Annotated in this window: 16 protein-coding genes; 12 read left to right on the forward strand and 4 right to left on the reverse strand. The window is 66.2% G+C overall.

The window, feature by feature from the left end:
- Positions 1 to 144: 144 nt before the first annotated feature.
- On the reverse strand, positions 145 to 456 hold the full coding sequence (locus tag ACZ7L1_RS09745; protein ID WP_471435705.1) for a DUF6412 domain-containing protein: 312 nt from the start codon (positions 454 to 456) through the stop codon (positions 145 to 147).
- 57 nt (positions 457 to 513) lie between these two features.
- Entirely contained in the window at positions 514 to 1,047 is a 534-nt protein-coding gene (locus ACZ7L1_RS09750) for a winged helix-turn-helix transcriptional regulator (RefSeq protein ID WP_471435707.1), read from the reverse strand.
- Between the two features lie 160 nt (positions 1,048 to 1,207).
- Between ACZ7L1_RS09750 and ACZ7L1_RS09755 the strand changes: the two genes are divergently transcribed.
- From ACZ7L1_RS09755 to ACZ7L1_RS09800, 10 genes are all read left to right on the forward strand, one after another.
- Positions 1,208 to 2,605, forward strand: a complete 1,398-nt coding sequence (locus tag ACZ7L1_RS09755; protein ID WP_471435708.1) for an MFS transporter — start codon at positions 1,208 to 1,210, stop codon at positions 2,603 to 2,605.
- A gap of 374 nt (positions 2,606 to 2,979) precedes the next feature.
- The gene (locus tag ACZ7L1_RS09760; RefSeq protein ID WP_471435711.1) at positions 2,980 to 4,455 is read left to right on the forward strand and encodes a glycoside hydrolase; all 1,476 of its coding nucleotides are present in this window, start codon (positions 2,980 to 2,982) and stop codon (positions 4,453 to 4,455) included.
- A gap of 104 nt (positions 4,456 to 4,559) precedes the next feature.
- Positions 4,560 to 5,570, forward strand: a complete 1,011-nt coding sequence (locus tag ACZ7L1_RS09765; RefSeq protein ID WP_471435713.1) for a YecA family protein — start codon at positions 4,560 to 4,562, stop codon at positions 5,568 to 5,570.
- A gap of 497 nt (positions 5,571 to 6,067) precedes the next feature.
- Positions 6,068 to 6,499, forward strand: a complete 432-nt coding sequence (locus tag ACZ7L1_RS09770; RefSeq protein WP_471435714.1) for a very short patch repair endonuclease — start codon at positions 6,068 to 6,070, stop codon at positions 6,497 to 6,499.
- Between the two features lie 167 nt (positions 6,500 to 6,666).
- On the forward strand, positions 6,667 to 9,240 hold the full coding sequence (locus tag ACZ7L1_RS09775; RefSeq protein WP_471435715.1) for a Z1 domain-containing protein: 2,574 nt from the start codon (positions 6,667 to 6,669) through the stop codon (positions 9,238 to 9,240).
- On the forward strand, positions 9,237 to 10,262 hold the full coding sequence (locus ACZ7L1_RS09780; protein WP_471435717.1) for a PD-(D/E)XK motif protein: 1,026 nt from the start codon (positions 9,237 to 9,239) through the stop codon (positions 10,260 to 10,262). The genes ACZ7L1_RS09775 and ACZ7L1_RS09780 overlap by 4 nt, the downstream gene beginning before the upstream one ends.
- On the forward strand, positions 10,259 to 12,241 hold the full coding sequence (locus ACZ7L1_RS09785) for a hypothetical protein (protein WP_471435719.1): 1,983 nt from the start codon (positions 10,259 to 10,261) through the stop codon (positions 12,239 to 12,241). Before ACZ7L1_RS09780 ends, ACZ7L1_RS09785 begins: the two co-directional genes overlap by 4 nt.
- Positions 12,238 to 13,134: a hypothetical protein gene (locus ACZ7L1_RS09790; protein WP_471435720.1), complete on the forward strand. Its 897-nt coding sequence runs from the start codon at positions 12,238 to 12,240 to the stop codon at positions 13,132 to 13,134. The genes ACZ7L1_RS09785 and ACZ7L1_RS09790 overlap by 4 nt, the downstream gene beginning before the upstream one ends.
- Positions 13,131 to 14,975, forward strand: coding sequence for a DUF6339 family protein (locus ACZ7L1_RS09795; protein ID WP_471435722.1), 1,845 nt, complete (start codon positions 13,131 to 13,133; stop codon positions 14,973 to 14,975). The genes ACZ7L1_RS09790 and ACZ7L1_RS09795 overlap by 4 nt, the downstream gene beginning before the upstream one ends.
- Positions 14,976 to 14,984: 9 nt before the next feature.
- Positions 14,985 to 16,337: a DNA cytosine methyltransferase gene (locus ACZ7L1_RS09800; protein ID WP_471435724.1), complete on the forward strand. Its 1,353-nt coding sequence runs from the start codon at positions 14,985 to 14,987 to the stop codon at positions 16,335 to 16,337.
- A gap of 179 nt (positions 16,338 to 16,516) precedes the next feature.
- On the opposite strand, the gene ACZ7L1_RS09805 is transcribed toward ACZ7L1_RS09800, so the two are convergent.
- Positions 16,517 to 17,161, reverse strand: a complete 645-nt coding sequence (locus ACZ7L1_RS09805) for an ATP-binding protein (RefSeq protein ID WP_471435725.1) — start codon at positions 17,159 to 17,161, stop codon at positions 16,517 to 16,519.
- Between the two features lie 225 nt (positions 17,162 to 17,386).
- Here ACZ7L1_RS09805 and ACZ7L1_RS09810 point away from each other — a divergent pair, with 225 nt between their 5' ends.
- Complete coding sequence (locus tag ACZ7L1_RS09810; RefSeq protein WP_471435727.1) at positions 17,387 to 18,235, forward strand: helix-turn-helix domain-containing protein; 849 nt, start codon at positions 17,387 to 17,389, stop codon at positions 18,233 to 18,235.
- 32 nt (positions 18,236 to 18,267) lie between these two features.
- Positions 18,268 to 18,456: a DUF397 domain-containing protein gene (locus ACZ7L1_RS09815; RefSeq protein ID WP_471435915.1), complete on the forward strand. Its 189-nt coding sequence runs from the start codon at positions 18,268 to 18,270 to the stop codon at positions 18,454 to 18,456.
- Between the two features lie 209 nt (positions 18,457 to 18,665).
- On the opposite strand, the gene ACZ7L1_RS09820 is transcribed toward ACZ7L1_RS09815, so the two are convergent.
- Positions 18,666 to 19,403 (reverse strand): hypothetical protein, encoded by a 738-nt coding sequence (locus ACZ7L1_RS09820; RefSeq protein WP_471435729.1) that lies wholly within the window; start codon positions 19,401 to 19,403, stop codon positions 18,666 to 18,668.
- Positions 19,404 to 19,648 lie beyond the last annotated feature (245 nt).

The following is a 19,648-nucleotide window of genomic DNA, read 5'->3' on the forward strand; positions in this document are numbered from 1 at the left end:
GGTCTCGTCGTGCCGGGTGGGGTGGGGATGGTGTCGGCATGACGACCCGCGCGGGGTCACGGACGTACGGGAGAGACGTACGGGAAGCCGTACGAGAGAGACGTACGGAAGGGCCGTACGGGAGGCGTACGAGGAGGACGTGCCCTACGCGGCGGTCGCCGACAGGGTGCGCCCCGGTGCCCGCGGTCGCGTACGGCCCGGGGCGTCGGGGTCCCGTTGCGGCAGGAACGCCGTACGGTGCTCCCGGTCCCGTATCGCCGTACGCACCCGGGTCGGCGGTACGGGGGGAACGCTGCGGGCGGCGATCAGCGCGCAGACGGCGAGGGCGGAACCGGCGGCGGCGGTCGCGGCGAAGGCGACGGCGGCGTAGAGGCCGCCGGCGTCGAGGAGCGCGACCTCGAGCAGCAGGAGCAGCAGCACGGCGGCGGGGCGCAGCTGCGCCCGGCTCCGGATCATGCGCACCCCTCCCCCAACTCGCTTGCCCGTCATTGCTTTCATACAGGCTCGCTGCCTTTATACAGACTCGGTGTCGAGCGGCTGCAGCATCCTCTTCGGCTTCAACAGCGCCCGGCTGACCGGATCGGCCGGGTCGGGGTCGAGCCCCGGCCCCGGCAGCATCTCAACGTCCTCGGCGGGCACGATGGTTCCGCAGGCGGGGCATTCACCGTACGACCCGAGTTCCTTGTCCGTGCCGCAGGTCGCGTGCCGAAAGACGCGCAGTTGCGTTTCGGAGCAGTGCTCGCGCCCCCACCTGCCCAGCGCCCGCAGGGCGGGCCACAGGGCGATGCCCCGGTCGGTGGGGACGTACTCGTCGCGCGGTGGCGAGTCCTGGTAGCGGCGCTTCTCGAGGATGCCCTCGGCGGTCAGGGTCTGGAGGCGGGCCGCGAGGACGGCGCGCGGGATGCCGAGGTGGACGAGGAAGTCGTTGTAGCGCCGTACGCCGTAGAGCGCGTCGCGCACGACGAGCAGCGTCCAGCGCTCGCCGACGATCTCCAGCGCGCGGGCGAGGGAGCACTCCTGCGTCGCGTAGTCCTTGCCTAGAGCCATGAGCTCACTGTAGCGAGTTTCCGACGCATAAGTTCAGTCACCGAACCGACTTTCCCAAAACTTGGTTCAATGACCGAACTGACACTGCTAGCGTCAGCTCACGCACCCAAGGTTCAGTGACTGAACCTTACGACCCGACCCCGCCCCGGAAGGGCAGGCCATGCCACAGCTGCAACGCACCGGACCGACCGCGGCGCCCCGCACCTCCCCCGCCGCGCACCAGACCCCGCGAGCGACCGCCACCCTCACCCTGACCAGCGCTGCCACGGCCGTGGCGCTGATGACGTACACCGCGCCGGCGGTCACGCTCCCCGCCACCGTCGCCGCCCTGCACACCCCGCTGTCCGCGCAGGCCTGGCTGCTCAACGGCACCCCGCTCGGCCTCGCCGCGCTGCTCCTGGTGGCCGGCAGCCTCGCCGACGACTACGGCCGCCGGCGGATCTTCGTGGCCGGCACGGTCGCCCTCGGCATCACCACCGTGCTCGGCGCCTTCGCGACCTCGACGTGGCTTTTCACACTGGCCCGTATCGCGCAGGGCGCGGCGAGCGCGGCGCTCCTCGCCAGCAGCCTCGGCCTGATCGTGCAGGCCTTCCCGACCGCGCGCGGCCGACTGCACGCGACCGGGGTGTGGGGCGCGTTCGTCAGCGGCGGCATCGCGATGGGACCGCTGGTCGCGGGAGCGCTGCCCGGCTGGCGCCTCGCGTACGGGGTGCTGGGCGCCGCGGCGCTGATCGTCGCGGCCCTGTCCACCCGGGTACTGACGGAGTCCCGCGCGCCCCGGGGCGGCCGGCCGGACCTGGCGGGCGCCCTGGTCTTCAGCCTGGCCCTCGTCTCCCTGGTGGCGGCGCTCACGCTGGGCCGGGACGGCTGGCTGCGCACACCGGTGGCGCTGCTGCTGGCGGCGACCGTGATCCTGATCGCGGCCTTCGCCCTGATCGAACACCGCACCCGCACCCCGATGATCGACCTGTCCCTGCTGCGCCGCCCGCGCTTCCTCGGTTCCGCGGCGGGCGGTCTGTTCACGGGCCTGGCGGTGATCGGCCTGTTCACCTTCCTGCCGACGCTCCTCCAGCGGACGCTGGGCCTGAGCCCGATCGCCACGGCGTGGCTGTTCCTGCTGTGGTCCGGGCTGTCCTTCGTGGTCGCGCTCCAGGTGAAGCGGCTGCCGGGTCGCGTGGCGCCCCGCCACCAGCTGGCCCTCGGTTTCGCGCTGCACGCCGTCGCCGTCCTGACGCTGCTCGGCGCGGTGGGCTCCGGCTCCTGGACGCGCGTGCTGCCGGGCCTGGTGATCGGCGGCGTGGGCAGCGGCCTGCTGAACGCCGCGCTCCCCCTGGTCGCCGTGGAGTCGGTCCCCGCCGAGCGCGCGGCGATGGGCTCGGGCGCCCAGCAGACGTTCCGCTACATCGGCTCCTGCGCGGGCGTGGCCCTCACCATCGCCCTGGCCACATCGGGCGGCCCCGGCTCACTGGCGCACGGGGCGAACGTCGCCGCGGTCGTCTCGGCGGGCCTGGCGCTCGTGGGCGCGGTCACCGTCCTGGTGCTGCGGGAGCGGGCGTGAGGGCTCCATGGATCACCGGGCCGACGTGAGGGCTTCCTGAATCACGGGGGCCGGCCTGAGGACCTCCTGAATCACCGGGGCCGGCGTGAGGACTTCCTGACTCACCGGGGCCGTATGGACAGGTGCTTGCCCCACACCACCAGCCGGTACCGGGAGGTGTACTCGGGGGTTGGCGACTGTCCGCCCTCGACCCCGGGGCAGCGCCCCTCCGTGGCCCCTCGGTCCGCCTTCATCTACTGGTTTTAGAAAGGGCCGTCACAACCCTCGACAACCGCATCCGCCACCCCCGATCCTTCGTGTTGCATCCAGCGGAACCAGTCGAACGCCGGGGGGACGACCCGGCGTTCGAGCGGCACGGAGAGGCGGAGAAGGCCATGATCCGACGCAGAACTCTGCTGGCCGCCGCGGGCGGCACGTTCCTCGGAAGCGCCCTGGCGACCGGCACCGCGCACGCGGACGCGACCATCGCGGTCAACCCGGGCACCACATACGGAAGCTGGGAGGGCTGGGGCACCTCCCTCGCCTGGTGGGCGAACGTGTTCGGCGCGCGGGACGACTTCGCCGACATCTTCTTCACCACCAAGTCGGTGTCGTACAACGGCAGGACGCTCCCGGGCCTCGGCCTGAACATCGCCCGCTACAACCTCGGCGCGTGCAGCTGGAACAGCGTGGGCGGCGCATCGATGGTCGCCTCTGCCAACATTCCGGCCTTCAAGCAGATCGAGGGCTACTGGCAGGACTGGAACAACGAGGACCCGACCTCCTCGGCCTGGAAGTGGACGGCCGACGCCACCCAGCGCGCGATGCTGGTCAAGGCGACCCAACGCGGCGCGATCAGCGAGCTGTTCGCCAACTCCCCGATGTGGTGGATGTGCCTGAACCACAACCCGTCGGGCGCCTCCGACGGCGGCAACAACCTCCAGTCCTGGAACTACCGCCAGCACGCCTCCCACCTGGCCTCCGTGGCCCTCTACGCCAAGAACAACTGGGGCGTGAACTTCACGACGGTCGAGGCCTTCAACGAGCCGTCGTCGGGCTGGTGGAAGGCCGACGGCACCCAGGAGGGCTGCCACATGGACGCCTCCGTGCAGTCGGCCGTCCTGCCGTACCTGCGCAGTGAGCTGGACAAGCGGGGCCTGACGGGCATGAAGATCTCGGCGTCGGACGAGACGAGCTACGACCTCGCGCGCACGACGTGGGGTTCCTTCAGCTCGACGACGAAGGGCTACGTCAACCGCGTCAACGTCCACGGCTACCAGGGCTCCGGCGGCCGCAGGGACCTCCTCTACACGGACGTGGTGAAGACGTCGGGCAAGGCCCTGTGGAACTCGGAGACGGGCGACGGCGACGCCACCGGCCTCACCCTGGCGAGCAACCTGCTCCTCGACTTCCGCTGGCTGCACCCGACGGCGTGGGTGTACTGGCAGGTGATGGACCCGACGGCGAGCTGGGCGATGATCGCCTACGACGCGAGCACGCTCCAGCCGGGCGCGGTGCAGACGAAGTACTACGTGATGGCGCAGTTCAGCCGCCACATCCGCCCCGGCATGACGATCCTCGACACAGGCGTCGACTACGCGGTCGCGGCCCTGGACAAATCGGCGAAACGCCTGGTGATCGTGGCGGCGAACAAGTCCTCCTCCGCCCAGACCCTGACCTTCGACCTCTCCCGCTTCACGACGGTGACGGGCGGCACGGGCGGTGTGGTCCCGCGCTGGAACACGGTCACGGGCGGTGGGGGCGACCTGTACACGGCACACTCGGACACCTACCTGAGCGGCAAGACGCTGAGCGTGCCGTTCGCGGCGGGTGCGGTGCAGACGTTGCAGGTGGACGGGGTGGTGGCGTGACCCCCGTGAGGTGACCGCCCGGGGTGCCGCCCGAGGCGGACCAGCGCCACCCCTGGCCTGCGAATCTCTCCTGTTTGTCAGCCGCCAGCAGTACCGTGTCCCCCATGCGCCCCGACACGCCTGCCGAGAACGTCGACCACAACGCCGAAGCAGCACGCCTGGAGCGGACTGTCGGCCTGTATCCCGAGGACGCGGAACACCTGCTGTTGCAGGCCGCGGCCCACCGGGAACTGGCCGGCGACCGCCCCGGCGCGACCGCGCTGTACGACCGCCTGCTGTCCTCCGGCGAGCCGCTGGAGAACCCCCACCTGGTGCGCGCCCTGAAGGCGTCGAACCTGTGGGAGTACGACCACGAGGCGGAAGCCCGGGCGATCATCGACGGGATCCGCACGGCCGCCCCACGGCACCCGGCCCCCTGGGTGATCGTCGCGGAGTCCCTGGAGTCGCACGACGAGCTCCAGGCGGCGGAGGAGACGTTCACGCAGGGCCTGCGCCTCCTCGTCGGCGACGCCACGGAACCCCCGCAGTCCACGCACCCCCTCCTCTACGGCCGCCACCGCGTCCGCCGCATGCTGGGCGCACCCCACGACGAGTGGGACGCCCTCGCGGACACCGTCCACTCCTCCTCCATCACCCTGGACGAGCTGCACGACCCCAACCGCATCTGGACCCTGGGCTCGAACAACCCGGCGGAGCTGAAGGCGGAGATCACCCGCCTGCGAGCGGAACTCGGCGCGTACCGGGAGGCCCTGTCCCGCCCGTTCCCGGTGGCGGTCCTGCACTGGCCGGCGGGGGAACTGGCGGAGCTGGTGGCGATGTACCCGTCACTGACCGTTGAGTACCCCTCCCATGAGGAGCACCTGGCGACGATAGAGGCATCACTGAGGGAACTCTCCGCCTCGGGGACGGGGAACCTGGGGATCGTGTCCGGGACGGTGCCGTCGTACGAGGCGTTCGCGGCCTCGGAGGGCGCGTCACCGGGGGATGCGGCACTGCTGCCGCAGTACGCGACGATCTTGGCCGCACGGGGGCGGGCTGCGGCTTGGCCGCCGGAGCGGGGGGATGGGTGTTGGTGTGGGTCGGGGCGGGTGTACGAGGGGTGCCACGGGGTCTAGGGGCTGGGTCTCGGGGCTTGGGTCCATACGTTCCGGATCACCATGTGAACCGGCTATCTCTGAGCCACCCAGTAGTCCAAGGGGGAGTGCGATGACATTGGCGAAGAAGGGCACGCGGCTCATCACGGTGGACGGGTGCCGCTACCGATGGGTGGCGTGGCCCGACGACGAACCGGCCTCGCGATCGTGGTGGAGGACGCGGACGCTCGTGGACAGCGAACGGTGACGTGGGTGCAGGACGGCACAGTGATCAGCCCGAGGCTGGTGGTCAGGGCGATCCGCCGAGCCCTTGGCTTGGGCCGGAGACACCTCGGCAGCGCAGCCCAGTTCACGTGCCGTTGAGTCGGCCCTCAGGGCTCGCTGCAAGACAAACCCCCGCCTGCTGGCTACTGACTGAGCCACGCTGACGGCGGAACGACCGGCAGGTGGGGCGCCGGCGCCGGCACAATGCTTGTGTGCCTGGTGCTGTCCCGTCCTCTCCCGGCGTCTCCGCCCGCATGAGCCGCCAGAACTCCCGCGACACCACGCCCGAGGTCGCGGTCCGACGCCTCTTGCACTCCGCTGGCCTGCGGTATCGCGTGAACGTACCTGTGCCTGGCATGCCTCGCCGCACGATCGACATCGTTTTCGGCAAGGCCAAGATCGCCATCTTCCTGGACGGCTGCTTCTGGCACGGCTGTCCGGAGCACGCGACGCAGCCGAAGGCGAACGCACAGTGGTGGCGAGCCAAGCTCGACAAGAACATGGCGCGCGACCTGGAGACCACAGAGCATCTGGCCGCTGCCGGCTGGACAGTGCTTCGATTCTGGGAGCACGAAGCCGCAGACGACGTAGCGCGCCGGATCGCTGCGACTGTGGCCCCTTCCCTGTCACGCACGCGAACGCCCCACTCGGACCGGAAATCTCAGGACGGCGAGTATCAATCCTGACACGCTTGTTGGTACCGGCAACTATCTCGACCAATAATGTGCGGAAGTTGTGAAGGCGAGCACTGGGCTGCATCCAAGTCCCCCTGGCTGACGGAGCGATCCGACGGAACCATGGGTCCCTGAATGCCAGCACAGTTGACGAACGAGAGCGGGGGCGGTCTGCTTCCATGACCGGCGAGTTCCATGACATGTACGAGACGTTCAAGGCTCTCTTGGACGCCTTTCCCCCGTCCGAAGCAGTCAAGCGGCTGGAGTTGCTGGGCGTCAGCTCGGAGATCGTCCAGGAGATACGCGAGCACCATGAGCAGCAGACCATACGCATCAAGGAACTCGAGGAACCCCACGCCGTCGTCCTCGGCAACCGCGATACCTGGTACACCGGCCCGCAGGACAGGGACAAGTGTTGGCCGGCAATCGTAGACCTGCTGCGCAAGGACGGCTGGCCCGACGAGCCCGCCATCCGGAAGCTCGACGAGTCCTCCACCCGAGTGGTCTCACTGCTGAACCACCCCAAGGAGAGAGCCTTCTCCACGCGAGGCCTCGTCGTCGGATACGTACAGTCCGGCAAGACGACCAACTTCACGTCGGTCATGGCGAAGGCGGCTGATCGCGGCTACAAGCTCTTCATCGTCCTGGCCGGCATCCACAACGGTCTCCGGCGCCAGACTCAAGCCCGCCTGGTCCAGCAGCTCGTGGAACCCAACCCCTCGCTGTGGTCCCAACTCACCGGATTGGACAAGGATTTCACCCCCCTGCAGAACCCGGCTTCGTACTTCGGCAAGAACAACAAGACGCGCGTACTGTGCGTGGTCAAGAAGAACGCAACGGTGCTGCGCAAGCTCGCCCTGTGGCTGGAGAAGGCAGCAGACCATCTGCAGGACTGCCCGGCACTGATCATCGACGACGAGGCCGACCAGGCCACGGTTGCAACGAAGTCCATCAATCCACTGATCCTGCGCATCATGGGCAGCCTCCCGCGGTCCGCCTATGTGGGGTACACGGCGTCACCCTTTGCCAACCTGCTCATCGATCCGAGCGCGCAAGACCTCTATCCTCGCGACTTCGTGGTGAACCTCCCCAAGCCCGACGGGCATTTCGGCACCGAGGTTCTGTTCGGCCGCTACGCGCTCGACGGGGAGGACCCCGAGCAGGTCGATGACGGCCACGACATGATCCGCTCGGTTCCCGAGGACGACGTCCCATGCGTACGCCCGGAGACCAGAGCCGACGTCGACGGTTTCGAACCGGTCATCACCGACACCCTCCGCCAGGCGATCGAGTACTTCTGGCTGGTCACCGCAGCTCGCCGAGTACGTCGGACCGGCAACCCGCACAGCACGATGCTGATCCACACCAGCGTCAACACGGCCGTGCACAATAGCTTCAAGCGTCCGTTGCGGCACATGTTGGACCGAGCTGCGCAGTCTCTCGCCGACGGGACATCCCTCTCTCGGTTGCGTGACCTTTGGGACCGGGAGACCGCACGCGTCCCAGCCGAGGAGTTCGGCGAGAAGAAGGTGCCGTTCGAGGAACTGGTACCCGAACTGCCCGGCGTACTCAGCAGTTGCCGCGTCATCATGGACAACTCCAGCAGCGAGGACCGCTTGGACTACGAGAACGGTCCTGTCGTGGCGATCGCTGTAGGCGGTAACACCCTGTCGCGCGGTCTGACCCTCGAAGGCCTGTCGGTCAGCTACTTCGTCCGTGCCGTCTCGGCCTACGACACGCTGTTGCAAATGGGGCGTTGGTTCGGCTTCAGGAACGGCTATGCGGACCTGCCCCGCATCTGGATGACCGACGAACTGGCCGAGTGGTTCCGGCACCTCGCGACCGTCGAGACCGAGATGCGTCGTGATATCGACATTTATATGACGGAGGACGAGACTCCACTCACGTTCGCCGTGCGTCTGCGTACACACCCGGCTCTGCGGGTCACCGCAGCAGCCAAGATGCGGGACGCCGTCACCGCGGCCTCCGCCTATGGCGGCAAGCGCGTGCAGACCCACTATTTCCACACGAACAAGGACTGGCTCAGCGGAAACATCTCCGCCGCGCGGGACCTGGTACAGGCCTCCCTCACGAACGCTGTTCGAGTGGAGGAGCGATCGGCTGAGGGCCGGTACATCTTCCGTGACGTGCCGCACGACGTGGTAATCGACTTCTTGGGCGCCTACAAGTTCCACGAGAAGTCGACCGAGAACGATGCCGACCTGATCAAGGACTACATCCGGAAACGAGTCAGCACTGCGGGTTCGCTGCGCCGATGGAACGTCGCCATCGTCGGCAACCCCGCAGGTGAGCTCTTCACCTTCGTCCCAGGCGTGACGGTGGGACGTAGCGTCCGTGCCCGTCTCGACCTGGAGAACCCCGATCCGGACTTCGCGGACATCAAGACCCTGATGAGCCGTCGCGACGCAGCGGTCGATCTGGTGGGGGACACCGAGAAGTTGACCGAGAAGGGAATCATCGACGCACGCAGTGCTCAGCTCCCCGACACGGGGCTGTTGGTTCTGTATCCAATCGACAAGACGTCCGAGCCCAATCCGGCGCAGAAGCGGCGTACGCTCGCGTCGAAGGCGCGCAAGGCCCTGAACGCCGAGGAGCACGTGATAGGCGTCGGTCTCGTCTTCCCCAGGCCACCGCACGACGACAGCGCTGTCAAGAAGTACATTTCCGCCGATCTGGCCGGCGTGCGTATCGAGGACGAGGACCTTAGCCCGCTGGAAGGCGACGACGTATGAACGACGACGCCTTGCGAAAGCTCGTCGAACAGCGTTGGACCGCGCTCGAAGCCGAACAGACCACTGGTGAGCATCGCCTGCGGGTCTCACAGCTTCCGGTGAAGACAGACCAGGGTCTCTTGTCCGCGGCTGTCGACCACGACGGTCACCGCCACATCCTGGTGCCGATTCCCACACACGGCAAAATCCGTTCCGGTCTCGATGGGCCCGTCCTTCAACTGCGCAAACGCCCATTGGAGGATGCAGAGACCTATCAAACGTACGCGGATCTGGCGTGCCTGCGTCCCGACCTCAACGACCTGTTCACCGAGTTGTGCGTGGACGTGCTGTCTGCCGCGGCAAAGCTGCCCGAAAACCCGGTGAAGGCGCTCTACCGCGTTTTGGACCGCTGGAAAGCGCTCTTCCGAACCAAGGGAGCGCCTCTGGGTCCCGAACAGCTCGCGGGCCTGTTCGGTGAGCTGCTCGTGTTGGACCGACTTCTGCACCGCGACTCGAGCGCGCACCGCCTGTGGCGAGGGCCGGAGGGCCATCACCATGACTTCTCGGCCGGTGCGGTGGCCATCGAAGTGAAGTCGAGCGCCAAGAGCGAAGGCCGTCGACCTCGTATTCATGGACTCGATCAACTCGACGCACCGGAGGGAGGGGTGCTCTGTCTGGCTTGGTTCCGGCTGCGGCGAATCCATTCAGGCGATTCCGGCATCGGGTTCGCACAATTGCTCGACCGAATATTTCGGTCGTGTGACGACGAAAGCACCCTCCTGGACCTACTGGCGGAAGCCGGCTATCGGGCCGCCGATGCCGAGCACTATCGCGACGTGCGATACGCAGTCGACGAGGAGGCTTGGTACGAGGTGACCCATGGCTTCCCCAGGCTGACGACACGCGCACTGGCGGCGGCAGGCATACCAGTTGCTGTTGTGGACGTCGAGTACACCATCGACCTGACGGGTGACGCTCCTGCCTCCATGGGGACCGACGAGGTGTCGCGCACGATCGACCGCATGATCCAGGAGTCCGAATGACGGGACCCCGCTGGTTCTCCCAGCCCTATCCGCCGGAAGGCGCGAGCGCCGCCGAAGGTATCCGCAATCAGCTCGGGCGCCCCGAACTCGATCTGCTCACCATTCTGGTGCGAGAGTCGGCCCAGAACAGTTGGGACGCGCGTCTACCGCAATCCACCGTTCCGGTCGACTACCGAATCGACATGTGGACAGTCGGACCGGCCCACGCCGCTGCTTGGCGGGAGCTACTGCTCGCCGGCGCCCCGAGCGGCGGCGACTTCCCGCTGCGTGACACTCTCAAGCGCGGCTCGGTGCGTGTCCTGGCCGTGTCCGATCGCGGAACTCGCGGACTCGGCGGCCCCACTCGGGCGGACAACGCGGTCGGTCCGGAACGCGATTTCGTCTCCTTCATTCGCAACATCGGCGAACCACGTGACACGGAGCTGGGCGGTGGAACCTACGGTTTCGGAAAAGGGATCTTCTACCTACTCTCCAAGTCGGGGACCGTCCTCGTCCACTCCCGCTGCCGGGACTCCAGAGGTCTGTACGAAACCCGCCTCATCGGCTGCACGCTCTGGAAGAGCTATGTGGCTGCCGAACCCCACGGCGACCGTCGCTACACAGGTAGGCACTGGTGGGGTGACACCTCAGGTGACGTCGTAGAGCCACTGATCGGTCAGGATGCGGAAGCGGTAGCGCAACGTCTGGGTCTGAGCACTTTCGGTCCGCAGGAGACTGGAACCACCGTCGTTGTCATAGATCCGAATCTCGACGAGCTCGAGCCATCGGCCGCAGCCGACTACCTGGGCGACACCATCGCCTGGCACCTCTGGCCCAAAATGATCTCCATCGCCGGAAAGTCGCCTGCCATGCGCTTTTCGGTCACCTGCGACGGAGTGCAGCATCATGTCCCCGATCCACGGGAGACCCGGCCGCTCAACATGTTCGTCGCCGCATACGAAAAGATGGCGGGCCCGGACGGAAGCGACCTCGAATGCCTGAAGCCGAAGCGCTACCTGGGAAGGCTGGGCTTGGTGAAGCGGATTCTGCCTCCACTGGAACCCACGCGTGCGTCACGCATGCTGGACATCGAGGACCTGATCCATCATGTCTGCCTGATGCGCCCCGCTGAACTCGTCGTCACCTACCACCCCGGACCGAAGTCTCCCAGCACCAACCAGGGCTACGCAGGCGTTTTTCGAGGCGACGAATCCATGGATGAGATCTACGCCAAGGCCGAACCCCCCACGCATGACGCCTGGAATCCTCAGTCTCTGGACAGGCCGGACAGCACGTACGTGCACACGACATTTCGGCGCATCCACGAGGCCTTGGACCGCCTGCTCTCACTCAGCGGCGTGGCACGCGCAGGGGCGAGCAACGTCGCGCTGGGCGCAGCCAGCTCGCTCTTCTCCGGTCTGGTGGGCGGGGCTTGGGGAATTGGCGGAGCCACTGCCTATTCCAAGCCCGGCAGTACCGCTACGCCACGCCGCAAGTCGAACGATGAAACGCCCGATCGTCGTAGTACGGGACGTCCCATCCGGACCTCTCAAGCATCCGATTCCGCGACAGTCGAAGGTCCGGCGCACATCCAAGACTTCCAAGACGACGCGCAACGGTTCGCTGACGGATCTGGGTCCGCCAATCTTGGTTCCGCCGCGCGCCGGCCTCGCGTGCAGTACGTCGGCGATCCCTACTACGACGATCGCGGGAACACCTCAGTGCTGATTCAGGAGTTCCGACTTCCTGTGCCTGGGCCTCAGCGCGTGCGCATCGACCTTGCGGTAACCCTCCCCGGGACCGGCGGGCGGGAAATAGATCCGCCAATCGGCGCCAGCAAGCCCGAGCTGATCGGTTGGGAAGACCCCACCGGGGGGTTGTTCAGCTCCGATCCGCAAATCCTCGAGGGCGGCGAAACCGTCTGGCGGGCCGTCGTGCGGCCGGCACCGGACACCATGACTGAGATCGGCATCAAGGTCGAGGCGGTGAAGACCCCGTGACTCGACGCGTCCTTCCCTACCGTGTTCCTTCCGAAGACGTCGTCGCTGTCGAGCCGTGGCGCCTCGTGGTCGAGGACGGCGAAGTAGCCTTGCCGGAGGCTTTGCCGGATTGGGACTACCAAATGGATCTGCACGTGCGCAGGAGCGTCCGCGTCGATTTGGACCGGACACGTCAGCAGTCGGGTCTGCCCGCAGACGCTTCGCTCATGCTTTCCACCGTGTGGACCGCCACCGGATCAAACCTGAGTGGCCCGGCGCAGCACCTGCCTTTGGCTGAAGCCGGCACCGTAACGGCAGAGTTCGACGTCCGTCTGCGTGGCTCCGACCTCGGCGGTCTGCTGCTGCTGGACACGGCGCTGGTGCTGGCCGAACGAAGGAACGACACACGGCCTTCGTCACCTCGGCGGGCGGGCTCCGTACTGTGGAGCGACCGAGCGGAACTACGGCTCCAGGGGGACGCCCCGCAGTTCCCCATGGCTGTGATCGACTTCGCCCGGACTTCGTTCCCCGATGAAGCTGCCTGGCACCTCCAAATCAGCGGCGGCTTGGAGCACGCCACTATGGGCGCGCTGCTACTTCTGGTCAACGAGCGAAATACGGTCACCGCCACGGCTTTCCAGAATGCGGCGAGACCTCGTTCCATTGATCGGATTGTGCTCTCCGCGGTGTACGCCGATGCCGCCCGCGTCATGATTGAACACGCTCTGAGCCACGACGACTTCACCGAGGATGCTGACTTCCCGGATGGTTCACTCGGCGCCACCCTGCTGAGTCTGTTCGACCAGCTCTTCCCAGGGCAGTCGATCACTGACATACGTCTGCGCCAACGGCAGTCACCTGCCTTGTTCGCCTCGGACCTGCAAGCAGCCGTCAAGATCTTCGAGGTGTCATGATGAGCTTCCTCTATCCTCGGCTGCTCGCCGAGCAGGCGAGACCGCTCTTCGCCGAGTACGGGCATCTCACCATCGACGAACTCTCCCGCCGTGTGGCCCTCGCCCACGAGTCCGCGGTATACGTGGCCACCGGTGGTGACCGAGTCTCCGCCACTCAGCTGCTTGAGCTGCGGGAAGGCGTAATTGACCTGGCGAAGCAGGCCGGGTTCCCAGGGGACACCGACCGGAACCGTAACGCCGAGTTCGACCTGCGGCTGGCAGCTCTGTTGCACGCCGAGATGGGGATGGTGCCGGCAGAAGCCGCGTCCCGAGACGTCTGGGCATTCCTGGCCCTGGTCCTCTTGCCGGACGTCGCCTTCTGGCGCTACCCCCAGCCGCCCAAGGATCGCGTTCTGGGCACCGACCTCACCCGACACGTCTTCGGCCGACTCTGGTGGCGCGCTCAGCTCGTGCGCTCGCCAGGTGATCCGGAGCCGTACGGTGCGCTCAAGATTCTCGGCGAGGCCGCGTTCGATCAAATCTACGCTCGCCGCGCTGCACTCGGTGGAAGCCCCCATCTGGTCCGGGCCATCCTACGGGTCTGGAAGGACCTCGACCTGACGGGTCTGAACGAGCGCGAAACGCTACGCGACTTCCTCAAGCGGCTGCTCCGACTAGCGCCGTTCGTTCTCTTCGACGGTATTGAGGAGAACGCTTTGGATGAGGAGTTGCGGACAGTGGCACAGGAATCCCTTGCTGCTCAACGCCCTACCTCTCTCCCTGCGACACAGCTCACTGCGCAGAACGAGGCCGTTGTACAGAGTGATGCACCCGGCAGCGAACTCGCAACAGCGCTGGGGGGCACAGAGCCGCAGACGTCTCAGCCCTCACCGGTGGCCTTGGGCAACCTCCATCGATTCCGTTCGGTCGAAATATGCGCCGGGGCCGGCGCGCAGGCTCTCGGGCTCGAGCGTGCCGGATTCGACCCGGTATTGCTCATCGACAGCAAGGCAGACGCGTGCTTCACAATCGACAAGAACCGCCCGCACTGGGACGTGGTCTGCATGGACCTCACTGAATTCGATCCGAGCATGCGCCCCGAGACGCTTGGGGTCGATCTACTCAGCGGTGGCCTGCCACGTGTCAAGTCGTCGGCGACTGTCGCTCGGGTAGAGGACACGGAGGAGCGCACAGTCCTCAAAGCCGCGATCGCTCTGGCACGAGCGATCAAGCCAAAAGCGGTGCTTCTGGAGAACGTTCCTGATCTCGTCCAAAGCGCCGACTTCGAGGCCGACCGCACGTGGATCGAAAGGGAACTTGAAAGCGCGGGCTACCACTTGACGTGGCAAGTCCTCAACGCGGCGGAGTTCGGGGTTCCCCAGAATCGCAGCAGTGGATTCCTGGTGGCCCTGCAAGACCCTTACTTCGCACGCTTCTCCTGGCCTGAATCGGACGGTCTTCAACCTCCGACCGTCGGCCAAGTCCTGGGCCCATCTATGGCATCCCGAGGTTGGCCCGGCGCAGACCGCTGGATCAAGACCGCCGACCGCGTCGCACCAGCACTTGTTGGCGGCTCCGAGCGCCGGGGTGGTGCAGACCTCGGCCCGACCGGCAGCAAGAAGGCGTGGGCCGCGCTCGGGATCAATGGCAACAGCCTTGGAGATGAACCCCCGGACGCGACCTTTCCTGCGGAGGGCGTGCCCAAGCTCACCGTCGAGCAGGCCGCAGCGATCCAAGCATTCCCCGAGGACTGGCGTTTCGCCGGAGGAAAGACGTCCAGGTACCGTCAGATCGGCCATGCCATGCCGCCGCCGCTGGCAGCTGCTGTCGGGCGTGCGCTCGCAGCAGCGCTTCGAAGCTAAGATCGCTCCATGCACACGCCCGGCCCCCTCAGCCCCGAGCCCATCACAGTCGTGGACCTGTTTTCCGGCTGCGGCGGGTTCACCCAGGGGTTTCACGAGTTTCGCCCCGAGGGGGCACCTGGTGACGGACCCGTCTTCCACAGCATCGCCGCTGTCGAACACAACGCCGCGGCGGCTGCCACGTACGCCGTGAACTTCGGAAGCGGCCGACCGAACAAGAGTCTCCCACCCGCCCGTGTCCACTTCGGTGACATCGAGAAGTGGGAGCCGACACCAGAGGCTCTGCACGCGGATGTCGTGGTGGGAGGCCCTCCATGCCAGGGCTTCTCAGCTCTGAACCGTGGCAGAACAGGCATAGAGCGCAATCGTTTGTGGGAAGAATACGTCCGCATCGTTGCCGTGATCCGCCCGAAGATCTTCGTCATCGAGAATGTCGATCGATTTCTAAAATCGGATGAGTTCCGCAACCTGCTCATGCAGGTGGAAGACGGCGGACTTTTGGCCGAATACAAGCTCGTCGACCCGCCAGGCCACACTCCGAGCGAGACACAGGAGCAGAAGAACAGGCGTTACCTCTTGAACTCCGCCGATTATGGGGCGGTTCAAGCACGTAGACGTACGATTGTCATTGGCGTGAGGTGCGACATCGACAACGGTCGCACGATGAAGTACCCGGAAAAGACGCACATCCGGGGTCCGAGGCGCAAGGCGGGCACCCCTAATCAGCCTATCGATGGTATTGACGGGGGCTTGCCCTCTTGGCTGGCAGTCGACGACGTATTCAAAGAGTCCCGCGAACTCGCACTCCGAGGTACCGACCTTCCGGACGGCAAGGAGTACATCGCCGAGATCGACGCTGTACAGCCCGGAATCTTCATGACGAGCGACCTCCACTTCGGCCGCAATCCAGAACCGCTCTCCATAGCTCGCTACCTCGCGATTCCCAAGGGAGGGAATCGCAAGGACCTACGGGGGAAGTGGTTCACTCAGGACGAGTCCGGTAAGATCCAGATCTTCTACACCCCGGACCCTGCTGGGGTAAGGACACCGGTCAGATATCTCTCGACCGAGAGCTGGGACAATCACAACACAGGAACCGGCGATGTCATGGGACGTCTCCGGGAAGGGGAGCCGTCGGTCACGATCCGAACCGAGTTCTTCAAGCCGGAGAAAGGCCGCTACCTCCACCCGGAGGAGCCCCGGCCCATCACGCACTACGAGGCTGCCAGAATCCAAGGCTTCCCTATCGACTTCCGCTGGTGCGGTTCAAAGACTGACATCGCCACGCAGATCGGCAATGCCGTGCCCATCCCTCTCGGGACGGCCATCGCCGGGGCAATCCACTCCTATTTGCGCGGTTGAGACAAATATTCGCCCCATCACGGGCTGTGTCCCTCCCGCGATGATGGGGTGTGAATCTGTCAGTTGCGCCGCTGATGAAGGTTGACGGCTCCGACTACGCCCTGCCGGTCTCGCGCGTCTGCATCATTCGGCGGGATGAGCAATCAGGCGCATCCCGTGGTCCACTCACAGGCCGGCCCTCAACGATCGACAGCTTTGGCATCGGCTTCTGCCTCGAAGTGCATCTGGGCTCGATCGAGGGCGTCGTCAGCGTCTCGTCCATGGGCTCGGAACCAGTAGAGGATGTCGGCGATGACCTCAATCGCCGCCTCCTCCGCTGCCACAGCATTCAACCTGCTGCCGTGCGCGGCGGGCGGCGCCTTGGCCTCGCCGTAAAGACCGAGCAACGCTTCGGCTCTTGCGACGCGTGGGTTCTCCCGATGGCCGCTTGGTGTTGTCAGGCCGGTAGCCAGTTCACACCAAGTCACTTTCTGGTCGGCAAGTAGTTGGACGCCCCACCGGTCAGCAACCGCGTCGACCAGCGCCACCCCTCGCCCGCTCTCCGCCTCCGCCCCGGCGTCGAGCAGCGTCGGCAGGGCCCGAGTATCCGGATCACGCACCTCAATGCGCAGGCGAGTGCCACTCATCGAGACGGCCAAAGTGCTCGGCGTACCGCGACCCACGTGGTTGATCACATTGGCCACGAGTTCGCTGACGCAGAGCTGAGCGGAGTCCACGATGTCGTGCAGCCCCCAGAGCCCGAGTCGCAGACGCAGGATGCGCCGTAAGGCGCCCACTTCTTCAGGCTCGGCGGCGAAGGCCACGTCCCACGGCTTTCGTGACATACAGGCTTCATGAACCACGGAGACCTCTCTCATCGCTTGCCGACTCCGCCTGCGTAGCGGAGCGTTATGAGCACTCACTGTGAGTGGCACCACTGACAGGATGGCGGCCGCACATCCCGCCGTGCAATGTGCACGACGGGAATCCCACTTCCGAGTGATTGGCAAGCACACCCCTTGGCGCGAGACTGAATGCCCGCTATTCGACCGACTGTTGAGAGGGCTGTGATGGCCGGTTCTCCGACGGCGCGGCGCCGCCGTCTCTCGATCGAGCTCAAGAAGCTGCGTGAGACGAGCGCACTCACCTGCGCCCAGGTCGGCGAGGCCCTGGACTGGAGTGGCTCCAAGGTGAACCGGATGGAGACGGGGAGCGGCAGAATCCAACCCTCGGACGTCGACGCCTTGTGCCGGTTCTACGGAACCAGCGACGAGCTGCGTGAGTTCCTGAAGTCGTTGGCGAGGCAGGCCAAGACACGTGGCTGGTGGCAGGTGCACGGCGCCGGTGTTCCCGAGTGGTTCAACATCTACATCGGCCTGGAGCAGGACGCGTCAACGCTTCGGCAGTACCAGTGCGAGCTGCTGCCCGGTCTCATGCAGACGGCTGTGTACGCGTCCGAGCTGCACAAGACCGGCGCGCATATGTCTCCTCACGACATTGATCGCGCGGTTCGTGTGCGCATGGAACGCCAGACCATGCTGACTCGGCCCTCAGCGCCAGACGCCTGGTTCATCGTGAACGAGGCTGCCGTGCGGAACGTCATCGGAAATCGGGCACTGATGCGGGAGCAGCTCGAGCGTGTGCTGGAGTCGGCAGAATTGCCCAGTGTGACCTTGCAGGTGCTTCCGTTCGACTCCGGTACCTATCCGGCCACGGGCTCGTTCACCATGCTCGGCTTCCCTGATCCGGAAGACCCGGACATCGTCTACCGGGATGGCATCACCGATGCCATCTACCTCGAGGGCGAGCACCATGTTCGTGAGTACGCAAGAGCCTTCGACGGCCTGCGGGCCGCGGCTCTGAGTCCTCAGCGCTCCAGTCAGCTGATCAAGTCGGTACTGAAGGAACACGCGAATTGAGCACGGTAGAGGCACAGGGTCGCGACCGCTCGATGTGGTTCACGTCGTCGTACAGCAACGGTGCAGGAGGTGAATGCGTCGAGTGTGCAATGACCGCGAAAGCCATGCTCGTTCGGGACTCCAAGCGTAGAAGCGGGCCTGTGGTCGCCGTGCGGGCCCTGGCGTGGAGCGACTTCATACGTTCGGTATGCATCGACGGGATCGAGGCCCGCGAAAGGTGACGCGAGCGGGCCTCTCAGCCATCCCCACAGCCGGAGTTCCTCACGCGAGTCACGGTGACGCAGCCAAGTGCGCAGGCGGGAAGTGGACCACCAGACTCGCGTCCCCGGGTGTGGGGACCCCACCAAGGGTGCGAGAAGCGGACGTGCGGCGTCCGGCTGCTGACCCGAACCCCACTGCTTCGAGGGGCCCGCTATGGCGGAGAAGCGCCTCAATCCGTGGTGAGTTTTGCCAGAACCCGTCGCAGAGACCGGGCCTCATCGCTGCCCGGAGGCAGCGTGGAAAGGCAGGCTCGCAACCGCCTTACGGCGCCCACCGGCACCTGATCCGCACCCAACTCGTCGACCACCCGGCCGAGGACGTTGAATCCCCAGTACTTGATGAAGGGCAGCTGTTCACGAACAACCGCGTCGACGAGCAGGTCGAACTTCGTCGCGTCCGGAACCGCGTACAGACGGGCATGGGCGGCCAGGCGCGTCCCGGGGTCCTCGGACGCCAGCATGGTCTGTAGGTCCAGCGAGGGGATGTGCGGGGTAACCCTGAGCAGATCGGCGAAGATCCGCTCCTGTTTCGCGGTACGCGCGGGGCCGCCGGCCTCGGTTCGCCGTAGTCGGGTGTAATCGGAGGCCAGGCGCTCCAGCGTCGCTTGCGCTGCGCGGACATCCGCCGTGTCGTCCACCCGGTCGGTGCTGCCCGCCGCCGCAAGCGCCACGCGTGCGGTTGCGGCTACTCCGTCGACCTCCTGATCGAGGAGCGTCGTCCGCGCTTCCGTAGCCTCGATACGGTCTTCTAGCTGCCTGTACTTAAATCGGGGGCCTCCCGGGAGCTCGATACTCTCCAACACGTCGCCCAGCCAGGGAACGACGGCGACCACGAGCAGCGCGACAGTGATCGTATCGATCTTGATGTCTGGCCAGATCGCGTGCACCACGGCTAACGCGGCTGCCACGAGTGACACGGAAGCGGCTATCCCGCGTCGACGCCGCCGCTGGGATGCGTCGCCTCGCCCTCGCGTGGCGCGGCCCTCTCCAAGCTCCCCCTCAGTCACCGGCCCAGCATGCCAGACCTCGGTCGACGGCTGCAGACAGATCGGTGACCTCGGAGTCCAGAGGATGCCTCGTCGTCTACGCGCAAGCGTGCCGATGGAAACAGATCCGCCAGCAGCCCGGCCCGCACCCCGCGGCTCCGTCGCGC

Source organism: Streptomyces sp. NPDC107546 (genome assembly GCF_055639175.1).